The organism is Bradyrhizobium sp. UFLA05-108 (assembly GCF_059803455.1).
Genome location: NZ_JBANAZ010000051.1, coordinates 38,139 through 59,415, shown reverse-complemented (window position 1 = coordinate 59,415; position 21,277 = coordinate 38,139). Strand labels below are relative to the sequence as shown.

Sequence of the window (21,277 nt, the reverse complement as noted above, 5' to 3'; positions counted from 1 at the left end):
CAGACTTACACTTAAGGAAACAATACAATGGCTGACTTGCAGAAGATCGTTGACGACCTCTCGAGCCTCACCGTGCTCGAAGCCGCTGAACTCGCCAAGCTCCTCGAAGAGAAGTGGGGCGTGTCCGCTGCTGCCGCCGTCGCGGTGGCTGGCCCGGCTGCCGGTGGCGCTGCCGCCGCTCCGGCTGAAGAGAAGACCGAGTTCACGGTCGTTCTCGCTGCCTCCGGCGACAAGAAGATCGAGGTCATCAAGGAAGTCCGCGCCATCACCGGCCTGGGCCTGAAGGAGGCGAAGGATCTCGTCGAGGGCGCCCCGAAGCCGGTCAAGGAAGGCGTGAACAAGGAAGAAGCCGACAAGATCAAGGCCCAGCTCGAGAAGGCTGGCGCGAAGGTCGAGCTCAAGTAAGCGAAGCTTATTTGAGCGAGATCCCGGGCGAGCGACAGCGAGACCCGGGATCTTGGCCCGCAAGGTCGGTGGTCGGGTTTCCGGCCTCGGCAGGCGGGCTGGATGCAAAAGGCGTGCGACGGGACGTTCCGACGCAGGCCGAACACGAAAAAGTGTGGGGATTTGAGGGCTTACCCCTCGAATCTCCACTATTGTCGCCCCATATCGGGTCGACAGCACGAAAGCACGGTGGGCGTGGAAGGCGGAGTTTCCCGCAAGCCGTTGGGAGAGCAGGCTATTTCGGGCTTTTGCAGTCCGTGAAGACGATCGTTGTGACGGGCGGGTGCGCCTCCGCGCCCCGCGCGTCGTTTTGCGTTTTGAAGGTCTGAAGAACGGTTCAGGACTTTGGCGGTCCGAGACTGAGTTTCCGATCCTCAAAACGGGTTCGAAAAATTCAACCCGGGGAGCGGTGGCAGCCGCGGCCCGGAAGGCGCGCCCAGGGCGGGCGCCGAAATGAGAGGCCACGATGGCGCAGCAGACATTCACCGGTCGCAAACGCGTTCGCAAATTTTTCGGACACATCAAGGAAGTCGCCGAGATGCCGAACCTCATCGAGGTTCAGAAGGCATCGTATGACCAGTTCCTGATGGTCGACGAACCCACGGGCGGGCGGCCGGATGAGGGCTTGCAGGCGGTGTTCCGCTCGGTGTTCCCGATCTCGGACTTCTCCGGTACCTCGATGCTGGAATTCGTCCGCTACGAGTTCGAGCCGCCGAAGTATGACGTCGACGAGTGCCGCCAGCGCGGCATGACCTTCGCTGCACCTCTCAAGGTGACGCTGCGCCTCATCGTGTTCGATATCGACGAGGAAACCGGCGCGAAGTCGGTCAAGGACATCAAGGAGCAGGACGTCTACATGGGCGACATCCCGCTCATGACGATGAACGGCACCTTCATCGTCAACGGCACCGAGCGCGTCATCGTCTCCCAGATGCACCGTTCGCCCGGTGTGTTCTTCGACCACGACAAGGGCAAGACCCACTCCTCGGGCAAGCTGCTGTTCGCCGCCCGCGTGATCCCGTATCGCGGCTCCTGGCTCGACATCGAGTTCGACGCCAAGGACATCGTCTATGCGCGTATCGACCGTCGCCGCAAGATTCCGGTGACGTCGCTGATGTTCGCGCTCGGGCTCGACGGCGAGGAGATCCTCAACACCTTCTACAAGCGCATCCTCTACAAGCGGACCAAGGAAGGCTGGCGCGTTCCGTTCGACGCCAACCGCTTCCGCGGCTATTCCACGACCTCCGACCTGATCGATGCCGACACCGGCAAGGTCGTGCTCGAGGCCGGCAAGAAGCTCACCGTGCGCGCCGCCCGCCAGCTCCAGGAGAAGGGGCTGAAGGCGCTGCGCATGTCCGATGAGGAGCTGGTCGGCAATTACCTTGCCGAGGACCTCGTCAATCCGAAGACGGGCGAGATCCATGCGGAAGCCGGTGAGGAAATCACCGACAAGCTGATGAAGGCCCTCAACGAGCAGGGCTACAAGGAGTTGCCGCTGCTCGACATCGACCACGTCAATGTTGGCGCCTACATCCGCAACACGCTTTCGGCCGACAAGAACATGACGCGCGAGGACGCGCTGTTCGACATCTACCGCGTGATGCGTCCGGGTGAGCCGCCGACGCTGGATTCGGCGCAGGCCATGTTCCAGTCGTTGTTCTTCGACGCCGAGCGCTACGACCTCTCGGCGGTCGGCCGTGTCAAGATGAACATGCGTCTCGACCTCGATGCGCCCGACACCCAGCGCACGCTGCGCAAGGAAGACATCCTCTCCGTCATCAAGACGCTGGTGGACCTGCGCGACGGCAAGGGCGAGATCGACGACATCGACCACCTCGGCAACCGCCGTGTGCGCTCGGTCGGCGAGCTCATGGAGAACCAGTACCGCATCGGTCTGCTCCGCATGGAGCGCGCGATCAAGGAGCGCATGTCCTCGGTCGACATCGACACGGTCATGCCGCAGGACCTGATCAACGCCAAGCCGGCGGCCGCCGCCGTGCGCGAGTTCTTCGGCTCCTCGCAGCTCTCGCAGTTCATGGACCAGACCAACCCGCTGTCGGAGATCACCCACAAGCGCCGTCTCTCGGCGCTTGGACCGGGCGGTCTGACCCGCGAGCGCGCCGGCTTCGAGGTGCGCGACGTGCATCCGACGCATTACGGCCGCATCTGCCCGATCGAGACGCCGGAAGGTCCGAACATCGGCCTGATCAACTCGCTCGCGACCTTCGCGCGCGTCAACAAGTACGGCTTCGTCGAGACGCCTTATCGCAAGGTGAAGGACGGTCGTGTCACCGACGAGGTCGTGTACCTCTCGGCGATGGAGGAGGGCCGCTACACGGTCGCGCAGGCCAACGTGCCGCTCGACGCCAAGGGCCGCTTCACCGAGGACCTCGTGGTCTGCCGTCACGCCGGCGAAGTTCTGCCGGTGACGCCGGACAAGGTCGACTACATGGACGTGTCGCCGAAGCAGCTCGTTTCGGTCGCCGCGGCCCTGATCCCGTTCCTCGAGAACGACGACGCCAACCGCGCGCTGATGGGTTCGAACATGCAGCGCCAGGCGGTGCCGCTGGTTCGTGCCGAGGCGCCGTTCGTCGGCACCGGCATGGAAGGCGTGGTTGCGCGTGACTCGGGTGCTGCGATCGCGGCGCGCCGCTCGGGCGTGATCGACCAGATCGACGCGACCCGCGTCGTCATCCGCGCGACGGAAGATCTCGATCCGACCAAGTCGGGCGTCGATATCTACCGTCTGATGAAGTACCAGCGCTCCAACCAGTCGACCTGCATCAACCAGCGTCCGCTGGTGAAGGTCGGCGACATCGTCAAGAAGGGCGACATCATCGCTGACGGTCCGTCGACCGATCTCGGCGAGCTCGCGCTGGGCCGCAACGTGCTGGTCGCGTTCATGCCGTGGAACGGCTACAACTTCGAAGACTCGATCCTGCTCTCCGAGCGGATCGTGAAGGACGACGTGTTTACCTCGATTCATATCGAGGAATTCGAGGTGATGGCCCGCGACACCAAGCTCGGTCCCGAGGAAATCACCCGCGACATTCCGAACGTCTCGGAAGAAGCGCTGAAGAACCTCGACGAAGCCGGTATCGTCTACATCGGTGCGGAAGTGCGCGCCGGCGACATCCTGGTCGGCAAGATCACGCCGAAGGGCGAGAGCCCGATGACGCCGGAAGAAAAGCTCCTGCGCGCCATCTTCGGCGAGAAGGCGTCGGACGTCCGCGATACCTCGCTCCGCGTGCCCCCGGGTGTGCAGGGCACGATCGTTGAAGTGCGCGTGTTCAACCGCCATGGCGTCGACAAGGACGAGCGTGCACTGGCGATCGAGCGGGAAGAGATCGAGCGTCTCGCCAAGGACCGCGACGACGAGCAGGCGATCCTCGACCGCAACGTCTACAACCGTCTTGCCGAGCTCCTCGAGGGGCGGCAGGGCATTGCCGGTCCGAAGGGCTTCAAGAAGGACACCAAGATCACCCGTGCGGTGCTCGAGGAGTACCCGAAGTCGCAGTGGTGGCTGTTCGCTTCGCCGAACGACAAGCTGATGGCCGAGATCGAGGCCATGCGGAAGCAGTACGACGAGTCGAAGAAGGGGCTTGAACAGCGCTTCCTCGACAAGGTCGAGAAGCTGCAGCGCGGTGACGAATTGCCGCCCGGCGTGATGAAGATGGTCAAGGTCTTCGTCGCGGTGAAGCGCAAGATCCAGCCCGGCGACAAGATGGCCGGCCGCCACGGCAACAAGGGCGTGGTGTCGAAGATCGTGCCGATCGAGGACATGCCGTTCCTCGAGGACGGTACCCATGCCGACATCGTGCTCAATCCGCTCGGCGTGCCCTCGCGCATGAACGTCGGGCAGATCCTCGAGACGCATCTCGGCTGGGCTTGCGCCGGCCTCGGCAAGCGCATCGGCCAGACGGTCGATGCCTATCTGTCGAAGCAGGACATGAAGCCGCTGAAGGAGACGCTGAAGAAGATCTACGGCGAGGACGAGACGATCAAGACGCTCAACGACAATGAGCTGATCGAACTCGGCCGCAACCTGAGCCACGGCGTGCCGATCGCGACGCCGGTGTTCGACGGCGCCAAGGAAGCCGACATCGAGGAGATGCTTAAGCTCGCCGGTCTCGACGCTTCGGGCCAGTCGACCGTCTATGATGGCCGTACCGGCGATCCCTTCGATCGCAAGGTGACGGTCGGCTACATCTACATGCTCAAGCTGCACCACCTCGTCGACGACAAGATCCACGCGCGTTCGATCGGTCCGTACTCGCTCGTTACCCAGCAGCCGCTGGGCGGCAAGGCGCAGTTTGGCGGTCAGCGCTTCGGCGAAATGGAGGTGTGGGCGCTCGAAGCTTACGGCGCGGCCTACACGCTCCAGGAAATGCTGACCGTGAAGTCGGACGACGTCGCCGGCCGTACCAAGGTGTACGAGGCGATCGTGCGCGGCGACGACACGTTCGAGGCCGGTATTCCGGAGTCCTTCAACGTCCTGGTCAAGGAAATGCGCTCGCTCGGCCTCAACGTCGACCTGCACAATTCCAAGATGGGACCGGCGCCGACCTCCGAGGCGGCCGAGTAACGCGACTCTTCATGCCCGGCCGAAGAGGCCGGGCATCGGCGCCTTGTCCCGCGCGGTGAGGGCAGGGCGCTCCGCGAGTTAAGATTTTCGAATTTGCTGCCGGCCTCGACCGGCACGCGAGGAGAAGACGATGAACCAAGAGATTATGAATCTTTTTAACCCGACGACGCCGGCTCAGGTCTTCGACCAGATCCGGATCTCGATCGCGTCTCCAGAGAAGATTCTGTCCTGGTCCTACGGCGAGATCAAGAAGCCGGAGACCATCAACTACCGGACCTTCAAGCCCGAGCGCGACGGCCTGTTCTGCGCGCGCATTTTCGGGCCGATCAAGGATTACGAGTGCTTGTGCGGCAAGTACAAGCGCATGAAGTACAAGGGCATCATCTGCGAGAAGTGCTCGGTCGAGGTCACGCTGTCGCGCGTCCGGCGCGAGCGCATGGGTCACATCGAGCTCGCAGCGCCCGTCGCCCACATCTGGTTCCTGAAGTCGCTGCCCTCGCGCATCGGCCTCCTGCTGGACATGACGCTGAAGGATCTCGAGCGGATCCTCTACTTCGAATACTACGTCGTGCTGGAGCCGGGCCTCACCGCGCTGAAGGACCGTCAGCTGCTGTCGGAAGACGAGTATCTGAAGGCGCAGGACGAGTACGGCCAGGATTCCTTCACCGCCATGATCGGCGCCGAGGCGATCCGCGAACTGCTCAAGGGCATGGAGCTCGAGAAGCTCGAGGTCAGCTTGCGTGCCGAGATGCAGGAGACCGACTCCGACATCAAGCACAAGAAGCTCGCCAAGCGCCTGAAGATCGTGGAGGCGTTCCGTCACTCCGGCAACAAGCCGGAATGGATGATCCTCACCGTCGTTCCGGTGATCCCTCCGGATCTGCGTCCGCTGGTGCCGCTCGACGGCGGCCGCTTCGCGACCTCGGACCTCAACGACCTCTACCGCCGCGTCATCAACCGCAACAACCGTTTGAAGCGGCTGATGGAGCTGCGCGCGCCTGATATCATCATCCGCAACGAGAAGCGCATGCTTCAGGAGGCCGTCGACGCGCTGTTCGACAACGGCCGCCGCGGCCGCGTCATCACCGGCGCCAACAAGCGTCCGCTGAAGTCGCTCGCCGACATGCTCAAGGGCAAGCAGGGCCGCTTCCGCCAGAACCTGCTCGGCAAGCGCGTCGACTATTCGGGCCGTTCGGTGATCGTGGTCGGTCCCGAGCTGCGCCTGCATCAGTGCGGTCTGCCGAAGAAGATGGCGCTCGAGCTGTTCAAGCCGTTCATCTATTCGCGGCTTGACGCCAAGGGCCTGTCCACCACCGTCAAGCAGGCGAAGAAGCTGGTCGAGAAGGAGCGGCCCGAGGTCTGGGACATCCTGGACGAGGTGATCCGCGAGCATCCGGTGCTGCTCAACCGCGCGCCGACGCTGCACCGCCTCGGCATTCAGGCGTTCGAGCCCGTGCTGATCGAGGGCAAGGCGATCCAGCTCCACCCGCTGGTCTGCGCCGCGTTCAACGCCGACTTCGACGGCGACCAGATGGCCGTGCACGTTCCGCTGTCGCTGGAAGCGCAGCTCGAAGCGCGCGTCCTGATGATGTCGACCAACAACATCCTGCATCCGGCGAACGGCCAGCCGATCATCGTGCCGTCGCAGGACATCGTGCTCGGACTCTACTATCTCTCGATCCTGCGCGAAGGCATGCCCGGCGAGGGCAAGGTGTTCGGCGAGATGGCCGAGCTCGAGCACGCGCTGCATTCGAAGGTCATCCACCTCCACACCAAGATCAAGTACCGGTGGGAAGGCGTCGGCGAGGACGGCAAGCCGGCCCGCCGCTGGATCGAGACCACGCCCGGCCGCATCATGCTCGGCAACGTGCTGCCGAAGAGCTCGAAGATCTCGTACGACATCATCAACAAGCTGATGACCAAGCGCGAGATCTCCGGCGTCATCGACCAGGTCTACCGCCACTGCGGCCAGAAGGAGACGGTGATCTTCTGCGACCGCATCATGGCGCTCGGCTTCTACAACGCGTTCAAGGCCGGCATCTCGTTCGGCAAGGACGACATGGTCGTGCCGCACGGCAAGTGGAAGATCGTCGACACCACCCGTACGCTGGCGAAGGATTTCGAGCAGCAGTACAATGACGGTCTGATCACCCATGGCGAGAAGTACAACAAGGTCGTCGACGCCTGGTCGAAGGCGACCGAAGAAATCGCCAAGGCGATGATGAAGGAGATCTCTGCGACCAAGAAGACGGCCAGCGGAGCAGACGCCGACATCAACTCGATCTACATGATGGCCCACTCCGGTGCGCGTGGCTCGCCGGCCCAGATGCGCCAGCTCGCCGGCATGCGCGGCCTGATGGCCAAGCCGTCGGGCGAGATCATCGAGACGCCGATCATCTCGAACTTCAAGGAAGGCCTCTCGGTGCTCGAGTACTTCAACTCGACGCACGGCGCCCGCAAGGGCCTCGCGGACACCGCGTTGAAGACCGCGAACTCCGGCTACCTGACCCGCCGTCTGGTCGACGTCGCGCAGGACTGCATCATCACGCAGGACGACTGCGGCACCAAGCTCGGCATCAAGATGCGCGCCATCGTCGATGCCGGCACCGTGGTCGCTTCGCTCGGCTCGCGCATCCTGGGCCGCGTGGCCTGCGAAGACGTGCGTGACGGCTCGGGCAAGGTGATCATCAAGCGCGGTACGCTGATGGAAGAGAGCCATCTGGATGCCATCCAGCAGGGTGGTGTGCAGGAGGTGAAGATCCGCTCGGCATTGACCTGCGAACTCGTCAACGGCATCTGCGGCAAGTGCTACGGCCGCGACCTCGCCCGCGGCACGCCGGTCAACCACGGCGAAGCGGTCGGCGTCATCGCGGCGCAGTCGATCGGCGAGCCGGGCACCCAGCTCACCATGCGCACCTTCCACATCGGTGGTGCGGCGCAGCTCAACGAGCAGTCGTTCGTCGAATCCAACTTCGACGGCAAGATCGTGATCAGGAACAAGGCCATCGCCCGCAACAGCGAAGGTCACCTGATCGCAATGGTCCGCAACATGGTGGTGGCGATCGTCGATGGCGACGGCACCGAGCGTGCGACGCACCGTATTCAGTACGGCTCGCGCCTGCACGTCGATGAGGGCGACAACGTCAAGCGTGGCCAGCGCATCGTCGAGTGGGATCCCTACACCCGTCCGCTCCTCACCGAGGTGGAAGGCACCATCGGCTTCGAGGATCTGGTCGAAGGGCAGTCGATCTCGGAAACGCTGGACGAAGCCACCGGTATCGCCAAGCGTGTGGTCATCGACTGGCGATCGACGCGTGGCGGTTCGGACCTGCGTCCGGCCATCGTGATCAAGGGCAAGGATGGCAAGGTGCTCAAGCTCGCCCGCGGCGGCGATGCCCGCTACATGCTGTCGGTCGACGCCATTCTCTCGGTCGATATCGGAGCCAAGGTCGCGCCGGGTGATATCCTCGCCCGTGTCTCGACCGAAAGCGCCAAGACGCGTGACATCACCGGCGGTCTGCCGCGGGTGGCGGAACTGTTCGAGGCACGGCGTCCGAAGGATGCGGCGATCATCGCCGAAATCGCGGGCACCATCCGGTTCGGACGTGACTACAAGAACAAGCGTCGCATCTCGATCGAGCCGGTGGACAAGACCGACGAGCCGCGCGAGTACCTGATCCCGAAGGGCAAGCACATTCACCTTCAGGACGGCGACGTCGTCGAAAAGGGCGACTTCATCGTGGAAGGCAACCCGGCGCCGCACGACATCCTGGCGGTCAAGGGCATCGAGGAGCTCGCGGCCTATCTGGTCAACGAGATCCAGGAGGTCTACCGGCTCCAGGGCGTGCTCATCAACGACAAGCACATCGAGGTGATCGTCCGTCAGATGCTCCAGAAGGTGGAAATCACCGACCAGGGCGAGACCGACATGATCTCCGGCGAGCAGGTCGACAAGATCGAGTTCGACGCGCTCAACGAGAAGGCGAAGGAAGAGGGTAAGAAGCCCGCCACGGGAACGCCGGTTCTGCTCGGCATCACCAAGGCGAGCCTCCAGACACGCTCGTTCTTCTCGGCGGCCTCGTTCCAGGAGACCACCCGCGTCCTCACGGAGGCGGCGGTCAACGGCAAGGTCGACCCGCTCGAGGGCCTCAAGGAGAACGTCATCGTCGGCCGGCTGATCCCGGCGGGCACCGGCGCCTCCATGGCCAAGATCCGCGAAGTTGCCATGAAGCGCGACAAGCTGATCCTCGACGAGCGCGAGAAGCAGACCTCGGTCGTCTCGCCGGCGCCGGAAGCGGAGCCGGTGGCGTTGCCGCCTGCGGAATGATGGTTCATCCGTAGGAATACCGAGGATCATGAAAAGGCCGGCGAAAGCCGGCCTTTTTGCTGAGCGTAGGGAGGGGTGGTGCGTTGACAAGGTTGGGACGCTCGGGTCAACTTTCCAGCACGCGTCAATTTTCTTGTTCGATTTTATGTCAGAGCCATTTGTCCGCGCGGTCGAGGCCATTTATCGATCCGCCGCCGAACCCTCCTATTGGACCCAGGCGTTGCAAGTGATCGCCGACTGTTTCGGCGACGTCGGCGCGATCCTGCTCTATGGGAAGGATGACGGCAGTTTCGGTGTCATCGAATCCGCGTCGTTGACTTCGGTCAGTCTCGAATACGGTCGGCTCTGGAGTGATCGCGACATCCGGGCTGTTCGGTCGCGCGAACGCGGCTACTTCTTCAAACGCGACGTCATTACCGACCGTGACGTCGTCTCACGCCAGGAGATGTTGAGCGATCCGTTCTACACTGACTTGCTGACGCGGCACGGCTTGAAGTATTTCGCAGCAGCTATGGTGTCGCCTGATCCTTGGGTCGAGGTCGCTCTCAGCATTCAGCGGAGCCCAAAAAAAACGGAATTTACCGACGCCGAGCTCGATACGTTGGCCCGGCTGGGCCCCCATGTCGAACGAGCCCTGCGTCTCGGTATACGCCTCATGGACGCCGAACTCAGCAAGATGGGGCTGGGCGCGGCGCTGTCCCGTCTGGGGATGGGCATTTTCATTCTCGATTCGCTCGGGCGCGTGATTTTTTCCAATCCTGCATCGCAAACGATGCTGGGCGACGGCCTTGACATCATCGGCGACAAATTGAGCGTGCAGTCGCTGGCGCTGAATTCGCAAGCATCCGAAGCGATGAAGCGCATCGTCAATTACCGATCTGAAGACGTGATTGCCGCGCAACGTCCGATTTTGGTCCATCGCCGTTCGTCCAATCGCCCGCTGACTCTCTACTTTCTGCCGATACCGATGGCTGAAACCGCTATGAACCTGTTTCTGACCCAGGCCAGGGTTATCGTGCTCGCCATCGATCCCGACGTGGACAGCCCGCCAGATCCTTCGCTCATTCGTGACATTCTCGGTTTGACGTTGGGTGAAGCGCGCGTTGCCGCGCTGGTTGGTGCCGGTCAGTCGCCGCGCGAGGCTGCCGAAAAACTGGGCATTTCTGAAGAGACCGCACGCACGACGTTGAAGCGTGTATTCGCCAAGGTCGGAGTCAGCAGGCAAAGCGAGCTTGCGGCCCTGCTGGCAAAGCTGGTGCTGAGATAGTCCGGCGGACCATGCGGTCCGTCGCCGCGCCCGCAATGCTTTCGGCGAAAATCCCCGTGAACGATTCATTCCGTACCCCAGATGGGGGCTGAAGCGGACGCGCTTTACCTGCGAGCATCACGGGCAATGCCAGCCGTTGCCAGACCCCGTTGCCTTCTGGGAGTGCCGTGATGAACGTTTATGAAAGTGCATCCAGCGTCGCAAGCAAAGCCAGCTATCCGGAAGAGGCGTGGCAGAGCTTCCGAGCACTCGATCATCGCGTTTCGGAGGTGTTTGCAGCCGTCGAGGCGTGGAAGGGGTGGCAGGTCATCCGTGATCCGCGGACACCGCCATCTACCATCCTTGCCTTCGTCAGGGAGCTTTATCGCTCGGTTTGCTGGTATCAACCGCATACTACCGAAGCAGCGTTCCATATGATCGGGCGCTTTCCGAAGGGAGAGGTTCGACTGATGCAGTCGCTGGCATGCCACAAGGCCGAAGAAGCCGAGCACGGATTATGGGCGCGCGAGGACATGGCCAAGCTGGGCGCCAAGGATCTGACCGCGACTTCCCCGACGACCTTTGCCGTCGCGGCAGTATGGTGGCGAATGGCCGAGCACGAGGAGCCGCTTGGCTATCTCGGCGCGGAATATCTCTATGAGCAACTGACCGCGCTCGCGACCAAGGCCGCATTGCCGATCATCGAGAGCCGAAACTTGCCGCGCGACGAGCTCAGGTTCGTGATCGAGCACGCGACCGAGGACGCCAAACACGCGACGTTTCTGAAGCACCTCATTCTCGATACCGTCACCCGGTATCCGGGCAGTGAAACAGCGATGACGCGCTGTTTCGACTATTTCCGTTGCGTCTGGCCGCTGCCAGTTTGGGAGGAGGCGCTCGAAAGAGCCGTCGCAGCCGGCGGCTAGATGTCTCTTGTCCCGTGCAACCTCGAACGTTCGGCCCGCTGGCCGGGCCTGTCAATTCTGGCCGGTCACTCCAGCGTTCGAGTCGCCAGCACTGACGAAGAACTCGGATGCATCGGGAGACTGCGCTACCAGCGCTTCGTGGTCGAACAAGCCCAACCCTATGCGGTGGCGGGAGCCGACCGAACGCTGCTTGATCCCATTGATCCGGTGTCGCTCAATCTCTTTATCGGCAATGGCGCGACGATATCGGTGGCCTTGCGGATGTCGTGGTCTGTCGACGTCGTTGCGAGCGACTATCTCTCGCTTCTGCGCGGCAGTCTCCCCGCAGATATCGCTTGCGGCAAAACCATCATCTGCAGCCGACTCATCGTTGCGTCGAGCGAACGGGCGGATCTGGCCAATCTGGTCGTGATCTTGCGACGCGCCTACGAGATCGGCGTCCTGTCGGGTTGCACGCATTCGGTGCTGTCGACCCTCCCGCACCGTGTGCCGCTGTTTGAGCGCATTGGATATTGCAGGTCCGGTACTAAGCTGGATGACCCGGTCGCGGGCCCGCAGGATGTTCTGATCCTGGACCTGGCCGATATCGCCCACATGAGGTCGGTCGGGTCGCCACTGGTCGCGTCGAGACGTCGGTTGAAGCGCGCTCCGCTTGTGACGGCACCTTGACGCGGTGAACCATCACTCGGGACACGCCACATGTATTGCTCGTCATACCCCAGATGGGGGCTGAAGCCGGCGGGTAAACCCGGCAAACGTAAGTGCGCATTGGGCGATTGTGATCGTCGTCCTTATCGCTGAGGCAGAGGGGGATTTCATGCGAGCCGAGTATATTGAGGATTTGGGTGTCGATCCGGAAACGTTGAGCAGTTCGCAGGTTCTGGCCCATCTTGCGAACCGGGTCGATGACACCTTCGCGGAAATCAAGGAATCGGCTCCGTGGCGTCTCGTTGCGGACGATTCCACGCCGGTCGCAACGATCATCGCGATACTGAAGGAGATCTATCTCGAGATAGTCATGTATCAGCCCGACTCGCTCGCGGCTGCGCTCTGGGCGATCGGACAGATGCCGAGATCTATGCCGATTCCTTGGGTCGAGGAGATGTTGCATCATCAGTCCGAGGAGTTCGACCATAACGAAATGGCCCTTCGTGACTACAAGGGCTTCGGCGGGAATGAGGAGTTTGCCAGATCGCGTCGCATGAGCCCGTCTTCGTTCGCGATCGCCGGCGTGTGGAATTACATTGCGCTGAAGCGTGACCCGTTCGTCTATTTGGGCGCCGTTTATCTTTTTGACGCCTTGACTCCGTTGGTGACAGAGGAAGTGAGGCATATCCTTCATCGCAGGGGATTGTCCCCGAAGGGGCTTGAGTTCATCGATCATCACGCCACGGCTGACATCGAGCATGCGCAACAGATCGGCCAGCTCATTCGCGATGTCGCCGAGCGGTATCCGGAATCGCGCGCGTCGATTTGCTACGGCTTCGAGTATTTCCATCACGTCTATCCGATGCCCGCCTGGAACATGGCCTATCGGCGCGCCATTGCTCAACGGTCGATGGCGGTCGCGGCGGAGTGATCTCGGGCGCGCGGTGTCTGCTGCCGGATGCCTCGGGGACGATGTCTTTTTTACATCGAAGTCTGTGGGGAGCAAATCTTGAAGGGGGCCGATGAAAGGGAAGAATTAGCGAGGCGCTGGCCAAAGCAGGCACTGCCTCGAGCAGGGCAAGTGAGCGTGGCGAAAAGCGCCGCCGAACTCGAGGCTATCGGTCGGCTTCGTTATGATCTTTACGTCGAGCGCGATCAGAAGGCGTATGCCCATGCGGACCACGTGCGTCGATGCCTTCTTGAGCCTGTCGATGACGTCAGCTTGAATTTTCAAGTCAAGCAGGATGATCGCCTGTTGGCGGCAGTGCGGGTCACATGGGCACCAGATGCGCTGCTAGATCTCCATTTGAGGCCTCTGGTCGAGGGGGCACGAATCGCGTGTCTTTCGACGGCGGTGGTAAATTCCCGCTTTGTGGTGCGGCCCGAGCTTCGCGCGCGTGCAGTGATCGTACCGCTCTTCTGTGAAGTCTACAGAACTGGAATGCTCGCCGGAGCAACCTGTTGTGTCATCGGGACGCGGAGCGACCTCGTTGGAATCTTCGAGCGGTTCGGCTTTAGGGAGACGGGATTCCATATTCGCGATCCGATTGCCGGCCGGATTCATAACCTCAATCTCAATCCGTATGATCTAGCGCATCTCAAAAAAGTCGCTTCGCCACTGCTCACCTACGCAGAGAAGCTCGTTTGCCAATCCCGCACTCACACCAAGTTGGTGACAGCATGACGATCTCAGCTCAACCCATCAATGGGTATTCCCTCGATGCGCAGGCGACGTTCGAGGAGTTGGACCGTCGGGTGAATGAAGTCTTCGCCAATGTAAAAGCCTGGCGTGGCTGGCGCATGATTTCCGATCCCTCGACGCCTGCCGAGCACATACTCGCGCTGGTTCGTGAGATATTCAGGTCAGTGTGTTGGTATCAGTCGCATACTACGGAAGCCGGCTTTCACATGTTTGGGCGGCTCCCCAAGAACGAAGTCAAATTGATGCAGATGCTCTCGGCGCACAAGGCGGAAGAAGCGGAGCACGGCCTTTGGGCCCTTGAAGATCATGGCAAGCTCGGCGGTCATCAGGAGGATGCAGTCGTTGCCGCAGCGTCACCAGCAACGTTTGCGGTTGCCGCAGTTTGGTGGCGAATGGCTCGGGTCGAAAGCCCATTCGGCTACCTCGGTGCGGAGTACTTGTTCGAGCAACTTACGGCGTTGGTCACGCAGGCAGCTCTTCCAGTCATTGAGGCGCGAAAGCTCCCTCGCGAAGGGCTGCGTTTCCTCATTGAGCACGCGACTGAAGACGCCAGGCATGCGACGTTCTTGAGGCATCTGATCCTCGACGTCGCGACGCGGTATCCGGAGAGCTCCGCGGCAATGTTTCGATGTTTTGACTATTTCAATGCCGTCTATCCGCTTCCCGTTTGGGACGAGGCGTATCGCCGGGCAACCGTCGAAAAGTGAGTCCCGATGCCTCCTGTCCAGTAGAGAAGAATTTCAAGGATCGTGTTGTCGTGCAGAGAGAATTTGTCGAAGACCTCGGTGTCGACCCGGAGAAGCCCAGCAGCTCGCAGTTGTTGGATGGCAGTCGCGGCGGAGTGATCTCCATGACGGGTGCGCCGAGGGCCGGACGCTTCGAGATTCGCGAGGCATCGGACGATGATGCACGGCTGGAGGTCTATCGCTTCAGATATCGCGTCTATGTCGAGCAAATGCAGCGCCGGCAGAAATACGCGGACCACGTGCGCAAAACGGTCATAGAGCCGCTCGACGCGAGCGGGACCATTTATGCGACCCATCTGGACGGAAGGATCATCGGAACGATCAGAGGAAACCGTTTTTCCGATCCCCACACGGATTACTATCGAACTCTATATGGGGTCGACGATCGCTTCGACTATGCCGCTAGCGAAATGTCGCTGACGACGAAATTGATGTTCGAGCCGGAGCTTCAGAAGTCGATTCATCCCATCAAGCTCATCCTGCATTACGCAAGACACTTTCACTACGGCAATGGATGCAAGATCGATTTCCTCGACTGCAACAAGCCTTTGATCCAGTTCTTCTGTCGGTTCGGTTACCTCGATTATCGCGGCTGGGTTTTTCACCGGGAATACGGCTCGGTTCGACCGTTGTGCTGCCCGGCCGACCAGATTTCCCGGTTCAAGGCGGTTGGCAGTCCGCTGGAGCCCATTGCCCGCCAGTTCTATGGCGACAACGAGTTCGGCGGTGCCCGTTTGGCGGCGGCTCTCGAGCGTGGAGCTATCGCGTCGGTGACCGGGACTAAGCCATTCGCCGACACCGGCAATACAGCGGAAGCGCTGGATGCCTGAGTTTCACGCAGGTTCTTCAGCGAGGCGCGCTTGCGTCATCTATGCATCGACTTCAGGTTCTACGCGGTCCGTGGCGCATCTCATCGCAGGGTGTTCCGCGATCGAAGTCGATCTGGTCGACCTCGCGGAATGGGATGACTGGGCGCCTCGCATCTACGGCAAGCGATACAGCCTGGCGTTTCTGGGAACGCCCACCTACGGCCAGGGCAATTGGCACTACCTTTGGGACAAGCATTCCCATGAGGTGGCAACCGCTATCAGCCGAAGCCGACAGATCGCACTCTTCGCGCTCGGCGACGCCAGGGGCCACAAGCGCAGCTTCGCGGGTGGCTTGAGCCCGCTCAACCGGTTCTTCCGCCAATCTGGTTTTCCCATCTGCGGAAAGACGACGCCGGAACGCTTCACGTTTGAAAGTTCACCAGCGCTCGCGGCTGGCCACTTCCCGGGATTCGTCATCGACTTCAAGCGGGAGCATCGGCATGCGGAGTCTTTGGTTCGAATCTGGATGACGAATGTGGCGGATGAAGCCGGGAAATGCACCGCGGTCGTCGAGCGGAACGCCCGGTGCAGCCGGAATGACTTTCACACCTGAATCGATGCCCGATGGGCCGAGGCCGGCCGCTTTCATGTCGGTCGTCGGCCTATTGAGGGGAGGCCTCTCATGGAATCTCATCCAGACTCGTCGGCGATGGCATCGAGCTTGACCGGAAGTATTGCCGAGTTTCGGGAGCTCGAAGGCCACGACCTGCTTCGGCGAACCGGAGCGTACCTTGCCTGGGTCAGTGGGCGCGCCAAGAAGCAGCTTTGGCCCTACTTCAGAGCGACTCGTGCGCAGCCCGGACCCGAGTGCGAGATCATGGGGACCAACGGGATTAATCGGCGAGAGACCGTCAACTTTGCGTCCCAGGACTATCTCGCGCTCTCCAATCATCCGGGCATCCGAGCAGCCGCTCATGCTGCGATCAACGAGTATGGTGTGCACAGCGCCGGATCGGCGGCGTTGATGGGGCGTACTGAGGCCGCGGTGCGGCTCGAAAAGGCGCTTTGCGAGTTTCTCGAATATGATCGAGTCCTGCTATTTCCGACCGGCTGGGCAGCGGGTTTCGGGGTGCTCCGTGCGCTCGTGAGGCCGAGTGATCATGTCGTTCTCGATGGATTGTCGCACGCGTGTCTTCAGGAGGGGGCGCATTGCTCGACTCCGAATGTTCATGTTTTTGGCCATCTCAAAACGGAGAGCCTCAAGCGAATTCTGCACAAGATCAGGAGCAGGGATGCCAATGGTGGAATCTTGGTCGTTACTGAAAGTCTGTTTTCGATGAATTCCGACACGCCGGACATCGGCGCTGTTCAGCGATTGTGTCGCGAATTCCGCGCCACGCTGATGGTCGACTGTGCGCACGATCTCGGTTGTCTGGGACCCGGCGGAGGAGGACATCTGGCGGCGCAGCGGCTCATGGGCGAGATAGACATCGTGATGGGCAGCTTCTCCAAGACGTTTGCGTCAAATGGCGGCTTCGTTGCAACAAACAGTGAAAGCACGTTCGAATATCTCAAGGTCTTCGCCGGACCTCACATCTTCTCGAATGCCCTTTCCCCGGTTCAATGTGCCGTGGTCCACGAGGCGCTGGAGATTATTCGATCTCCGGAAGGACAAAAGCGCCGCCGGGCCCTTCTCGACCGGATTGTCCTATTGCGCTCGATCCTATCGGCCGCTGATTTGAAGTGTTTGGGAGCACCGTCGCCGATCGTACCGGTCGTCGTCGGGGACGAAGCCCAGGCGCGTCTGACCGCGCGGCATCTGGGCGAGCGCGGACTTGCGGCCAATCTCGTGGAGTATCCCGCGGTTGCCAGGGGCGCGGCGCGCTTCCGCCTGCAGGTGATGGCGGACCACACCGCCGAACATTGCAGATTTGCCCAGTCGGTTCTTGCAGAAGCTCTTATTCAGGCGAGACGAGCGTTCGCGGCTGGGCCGGCGCCGTCTGAGAAGCAAAGATCGGACTTCGCTATGGCCAGCTGGTCGGAGGACCAGTCTCGCCGTCAATCGTGACCGGCAGGCTCCGTGCTTGCGCAGCGCGGCCCGAAGGCCTGTTTGCCCGGCTCCCGGTGGACGAGGGTGCGTCTGCTCCGGCTAGCGGCCGTCGACAAAGCACTTGCCACGGCCCCCGTGCCAAACATACGATTTCGATTGGTTGGTTTGGCGCGATTTGGCAGCGTCCGGACGATTTTGATACTTTGTCGATTGGGCGGGGCTGCTTGAACCTTACTTCTGAGTGTTTTGAGCATGCAATCGAGGCGATCTATCAATCCGCATCGGAGCCTGTACACTGGCCGCAGGCGTTGCAGGCCCTTGCCGATTGCTTTGGCGATCGCGGCGCCACGATGGTCTACAGCAAGGACGATGGCAGCTTCAGTGCCCTGGGCTCCGATTCCATGCAGGCGCTCTGCGAGGAATATCGGCAGAACTGGGGACTCCGTGATATCCGCGCTATTCGCTCACGAGAGCGAGGCTACTTTTTCAGCGGCGACGCGGTCACCGATCGGCACCTCGTGTCGCCGGCAGAGGTCGAGACAGATCCACTCTACGTTGGCTTGCTCGCAAAGTACGGTCTGAAATATTTCGCCGCAGCAATGGTATCGCCCGATCCCCGCGTGGAGGTGGGCGTCGTTGTGCAGCGTGAAGCCGGCAAGCCGGAATTCACCGACGAAGAGCTGGCGTTGCTGACCAGATTCGGTCCCCATATCGAGCGCTCGCTTCGCCTGAGCATCCGCCTTATGGATGCAGAGCTTGGCAGGGTGGAGCTTGGTACGGCCCTTGAACGCGTAGGCATCGGGGTTTTTATCCTCGATTCGCTGGCGCGCGTGTTGTTCTCGAATCCCGCTGCCCAGGCGAGGTTGGGCGATGGTCTCAATCTCGCCGGCGACAAGCTGGTCGTGGGGGCTTCGCCGATCAGCCTGCAGGGGCCGGGGAGATTGGCTAGCCTCGCGGATTATTGGAGAGACGATTGGTTGGCGAAGCACCGGCCGATACTAGTCCATCGCAAGTGTTCAATTCGCCCGCTGACGCTCTATGTTCTCCCGATCCCGGCCGGACAATGTGCGGTCACGAACTTTCTGACCCAGGCCCGGGCCATCGTGCTTCTGATTGATCCCGACAATGATCGTCCGACCGAGCCTGCCTTGATCAGGGATGTTTTGGGCCTGACCATGGGGGAGGCCCGGGTGGCCTCGCTGGTCGGTGCGGGCCTTTCGCCCCGTGAAGCGGCTGAACGGCTAGGTATTGCTGAGGAAACGGCGCGGACGATCCTGAAGCGGGTGTTTTCCAAGGTCGGGGTTTCCAGGCAAAGCGAACTGGCCGTGCTGCTGACGAGGTTCATCCTGAAATAGCCGGAGGCGGCTCGATTGGCCCGTCCCACCCACGGGCTAGCCGGGCCGCCGGGGAGCCCGGCCCGGGCCGAAACATGGTTCATCCGTACGATTCCCGAGGACAATGAAAAGGCCGGCTTTTGCCGGCCTTTTTGCTGCTTTGTTTCCTTGCTGCGGTGCAGGGACGTCGTTTGTTCATCTTTCCTTCAGCCAAAAAAGCGCTTCTGTTAAGAGAGCTTAGACCGGTGGTCCCGACACGGGGGGCGGCCGGAGACCACGGACCTGACATGCTTGACCTCGCAATCGTAGGCGGCGGCCCCGGCGGGCTGATGAGCGCCTGGTATTTGAAGCGCAAACTCGGCGATCTCTGCCGCATCACCATCTATGAGGCGTCCGACCGGCTCGGCGGCAAGATCGTCACGCGGAAGTTCGATTCGGCGCCTGCGATGTACGAGGCGGGCGTTGCCGAGATCTACGATTACTCGATGACCGGACCGGATCCATTGCGGGAACTGATCCAGCATTTCGGGCTTCAGACCATTCCCATGGACGCCGAGCAGGTCCAGTTCGGCGGCGAGCTCCTGAACGACGTACCCGGCGTGCGCCGCAAATACGGCGCCAAGACCGCGGCTGCCATCGAAGCGTTCCGCAAGCGCTGCTCCGACATGATGTCGCCGATCGAATATTACGAAGGCGTCGGCGCGCACGACAACGAGCATCCCTGGGCCTACAAGACGGCCGAGCAGGTGCTCGACGAGGAGGTCGATGACGCGACCGCCAAGCGATTCTTCAAGGTGATGGCGCGCTCCGACATCGCGACGGAGAGCCACAACACCAACGGGCTCAATGCGCTCAAGAACTACCTGATGGATGTCGATGGCTATATCGGCCTCTACTCGATCCAGAACGGCAACGAGCAGCTCGTCGAGTGTCTCCAGTCGGAGGTCAACGCCGACATCCAGCTCAATCATCGCGTGCTCGCCGTCGGCAAGGCGCCGACGGGGCGCTACCAGCTCAAGATGATGAACGGCAAGGGGCCGGAGACGCGCGACTTCGACCTCGTGCTGGTCTGCCTGCCGCATTCCTGGCTCGCCACGCTTGGCTGGGAAGGCGAGCAGCTCCGCAAGTCGATGGTCAAGCACGTCTCCTATTTCGACCGTCCCGCGCATTACCTGCGCGTCTCGATCCTGTTCGACGCCCCGTTCTGGGGCGACAAGATCCCCGGCGCCTGGTTCATGTCGGAAGCCTTCGGCGGTTGCTGCGTCTACAACGAGGGCGCCCGCCACGACGTCGGCAAGCACGGCGTGTTGAACTGGCTCATTCCGGGCTCTGATGCGCTGGCCTTCGCCAATCTCTCCGACCAGGAGCTGATCGATGCCGCGCTGAAATCGCTGCCCGCCTCGCTCGGCGATGCGCGTGCGCATTTCATGGAGGGCAAGATCCACCGCTGGCTGTCTTCGGTGAACGCGTTGCCGGGCGGCTTGCCCGTGCGCGATGTCATGACCAATCACCGGCCCGAGCCGAAGGAGCATCCCGGCATCGTCGTGGTCGGCGACTATCTGTTCGATTCGACGCTGAACGGTCTGCTCGACTCCTCGGACGCTGCGACCGACATCATCCTGACCGAGATGATGCGCCTGCGTCGCGCGCGCAGCCAGAGCGAGACACCGCTGTCCGACAAGATCGACCGCGACTATTTCGACAACTATCGCGGTCAGGGTCCCTATGGCGAAGCGTGGCGCCAGTTCACCGACCCCGACTATCTGATGAAACTCATCGGCATCGTCTGGGGCAAGGCGAAGGGTGCCAAGCTGTTGGTGGCGGGCTCTGCCAGCGGCGAGCTCGTCGGCGCGCTGCGCGAGCGCGGGATCGACGCCTTCGGCATCGAGAACAACCGCACCATCCATGCCAGGACGCCGAAGGCGCTCAAGAAATACAACAAGCTCGGTTCGATCGCTGACATGCCGTTCAAGGACGGCGCGTTCGATTTCGTATTCGAGACCAGCCTTTGCCACCTCTCCGAGAAGCAGGTCGTCCGCGCGATCCGCGAATTGAACCGCGTGGTCAAGACGGGCCTGGTGTTCGGCTCGATCACCTCCGACATGGCGCCTGGCCTGATTGATCGCTACGACCTCCTGCGCGGGGTCAAGAAGCTCGGCACCTGGTGGGAATGGTCGGAATTGTTCTTCGGCAACGGGTTCGACCTGTCGATGCACCGCAACGACTGCACCGATGCGCTGTGGGCGGCGACGCTCGCCGCCAACAAGGGGCCGGGGCAGTGGTACGCCGACGCCGACAGCTTGCGCTATTCCTTCTTCGACAAGGTCGAGGACGACGAATAGCTGCCTCGCGAATTCGCCAATTGCTTTGCCGAATTGATCCTGATCGCATAGAATCGGTGCAATAGCGGTTCTCCGCTGTTTTCCTGATTTTCTGCGGTCATGCCGGCCGTCAGCATCG

General features: G+C 61.6%; 14 protein-coding genes. All 14 read left to right on the top strand.

The window, feature by feature from the left end; all coding sequences use genetic code 11:
- Positions 1-27 precede the first annotated feature (27 nt).
- The 14 genes from rplL (at position 28) to SO140_RS30985 (ending at position 21,159) form a co-directional block, all read left to right on the top strand.
- Positions 28-405 (top strand): 50S ribosomal protein L7/L12, encoded by a 378-nt coding sequence (gene rplL, locus SO140_RS31050; protein ID WP_027520973.1) that lies wholly within the window; start codon positions 28-30, stop codon positions 403-405.
- 505 nt (positions 406-910) lie between these two features.
- Positions 911-5,029 carry a DNA-directed RNA polymerase subunit beta gene (gene rpoB / locus SO140_RS31045; protein ID WP_449377287.1) on the top strand — a complete coding sequence of 1,373 codons (4,119 nt, stop codon included), beginning with the start codon at positions 911-913 and terminating at the stop codon, positions 5,027-5,029.
- 130 nt (positions 5,030-5,159) lie between these two features.
- On the top strand, positions 5,160-9,356 hold the full coding sequence (gene rpoC, locus SO140_RS31040) for a DNA-directed RNA polymerase subunit beta' (protein WP_449377286.1): 4,197 nt from the start codon (positions 5,160-5,162) through the stop codon (positions 9,354-9,356).
- A 28-nt stretch (positions 9,357-9,384) separates the two neighbouring features.
- Positions 9,385-10,623, top strand: a complete 1,239-nt coding sequence (locus SO140_RS31035) for a helix-turn-helix transcriptional regulator (RefSeq protein WP_449377285.1) — start codon at positions 9,385-9,387, stop codon at positions 10,621-10,623.
- Positions 10,624-10,793: 170 nt separating this feature from the next.
- Positions 10,794-11,528 (top strand): iron-containing redox enzyme family protein, encoded by a 735-nt coding sequence (locus tag SO140_RS31030; protein WP_449377284.1) that lies wholly within the window; start codon positions 10,794-10,796, stop codon positions 11,526-11,528.
- A 138-nt stretch (positions 11,529-11,666) separates the two neighbouring features.
- Positions 11,667-12,197: a hypothetical protein gene (locus tag SO140_RS31025; protein WP_474799865.1), complete on the top strand. Its 531-nt coding sequence runs from the start codon at positions 11,667-11,669 to the stop codon at positions 12,195-12,197.
- A gap of 109 nt (positions 12,198-12,306) precedes the next feature.
- Positions 12,307-13,107, top strand: coding sequence for an iron-containing redox enzyme family protein (locus tag SO140_RS31020; protein WP_449377282.1), 801 nt, complete (start codon positions 12,307-12,309; stop codon positions 13,105-13,107).
- Between the two features lie 78 nt (positions 13,108-13,185).
- Positions 13,186-13,860, top strand: coding sequence for an N-acyl amino acid synthase FeeM domain-containing protein (locus SO140_RS31015; RefSeq protein ID WP_449377281.1), 675 nt, complete (start codon positions 13,186-13,188; stop codon positions 13,858-13,860).
- Entirely contained in the window at positions 13,857-14,585 is a 729-nt protein-coding gene (locus SO140_RS31010) for an iron-containing redox enzyme family protein (RefSeq protein ID WP_449377280.1), read from the top strand. The genes SO140_RS31015 and SO140_RS31010 overlap by 4 nt, the downstream gene beginning before the upstream one ends.
- Positions 14,582-15,454 carry a hypothetical protein gene (locus SO140_RS31005; protein WP_474799862.1) on the top strand — a complete coding sequence of 291 codons (873 nt, stop codon included), beginning with the start codon at positions 14,582-14,584 and terminating at the stop codon, positions 15,452-15,454. The genes SO140_RS31010 and SO140_RS31005 overlap by 4 nt, the downstream gene beginning before the upstream one ends.
- Positions 15,447-16,046 carry a flavodoxin domain-containing protein gene (locus tag SO140_RS31000; protein ID WP_449377278.1) on the top strand — a complete coding sequence of 200 codons (600 nt, stop codon included), beginning with the start codon at positions 15,447-15,449 and terminating at the stop codon, positions 16,044-16,046. The genes SO140_RS31005 and SO140_RS31000 overlap by 8 nt, the downstream gene beginning before the upstream one ends.
- Positions 16,047-16,115: 69 nt before the next feature.
- Complete coding sequence (locus SO140_RS30995) at positions 16,116-17,501, top strand: aminotransferase class I/II-fold pyridoxal phosphate-dependent enzyme (RefSeq protein ID WP_474799860.1); 1,386 nt, start codon at positions 16,116-16,118, stop codon at positions 17,499-17,501.
- 206 nt (positions 17,502-17,707) lie between these two features.
- Entirely contained in the window at positions 17,708-18,838 is a 1,131-nt protein-coding gene (locus tag SO140_RS30990) for a helix-turn-helix transcriptional regulator (protein ID WP_449377276.1), read from the top strand.
- Between the two features lie 266 nt (positions 18,839-19,104).
- Positions 19,105-21,159: an FAD-dependent oxidoreductase gene (locus SO140_RS30985; RefSeq protein WP_449377275.1), complete on the top strand. Its 2,055-nt coding sequence runs from the start codon at positions 19,105-19,107 to the stop codon at positions 21,157-21,159.
- Positions 21,160-21,277 lie beyond the last annotated feature (118 nt).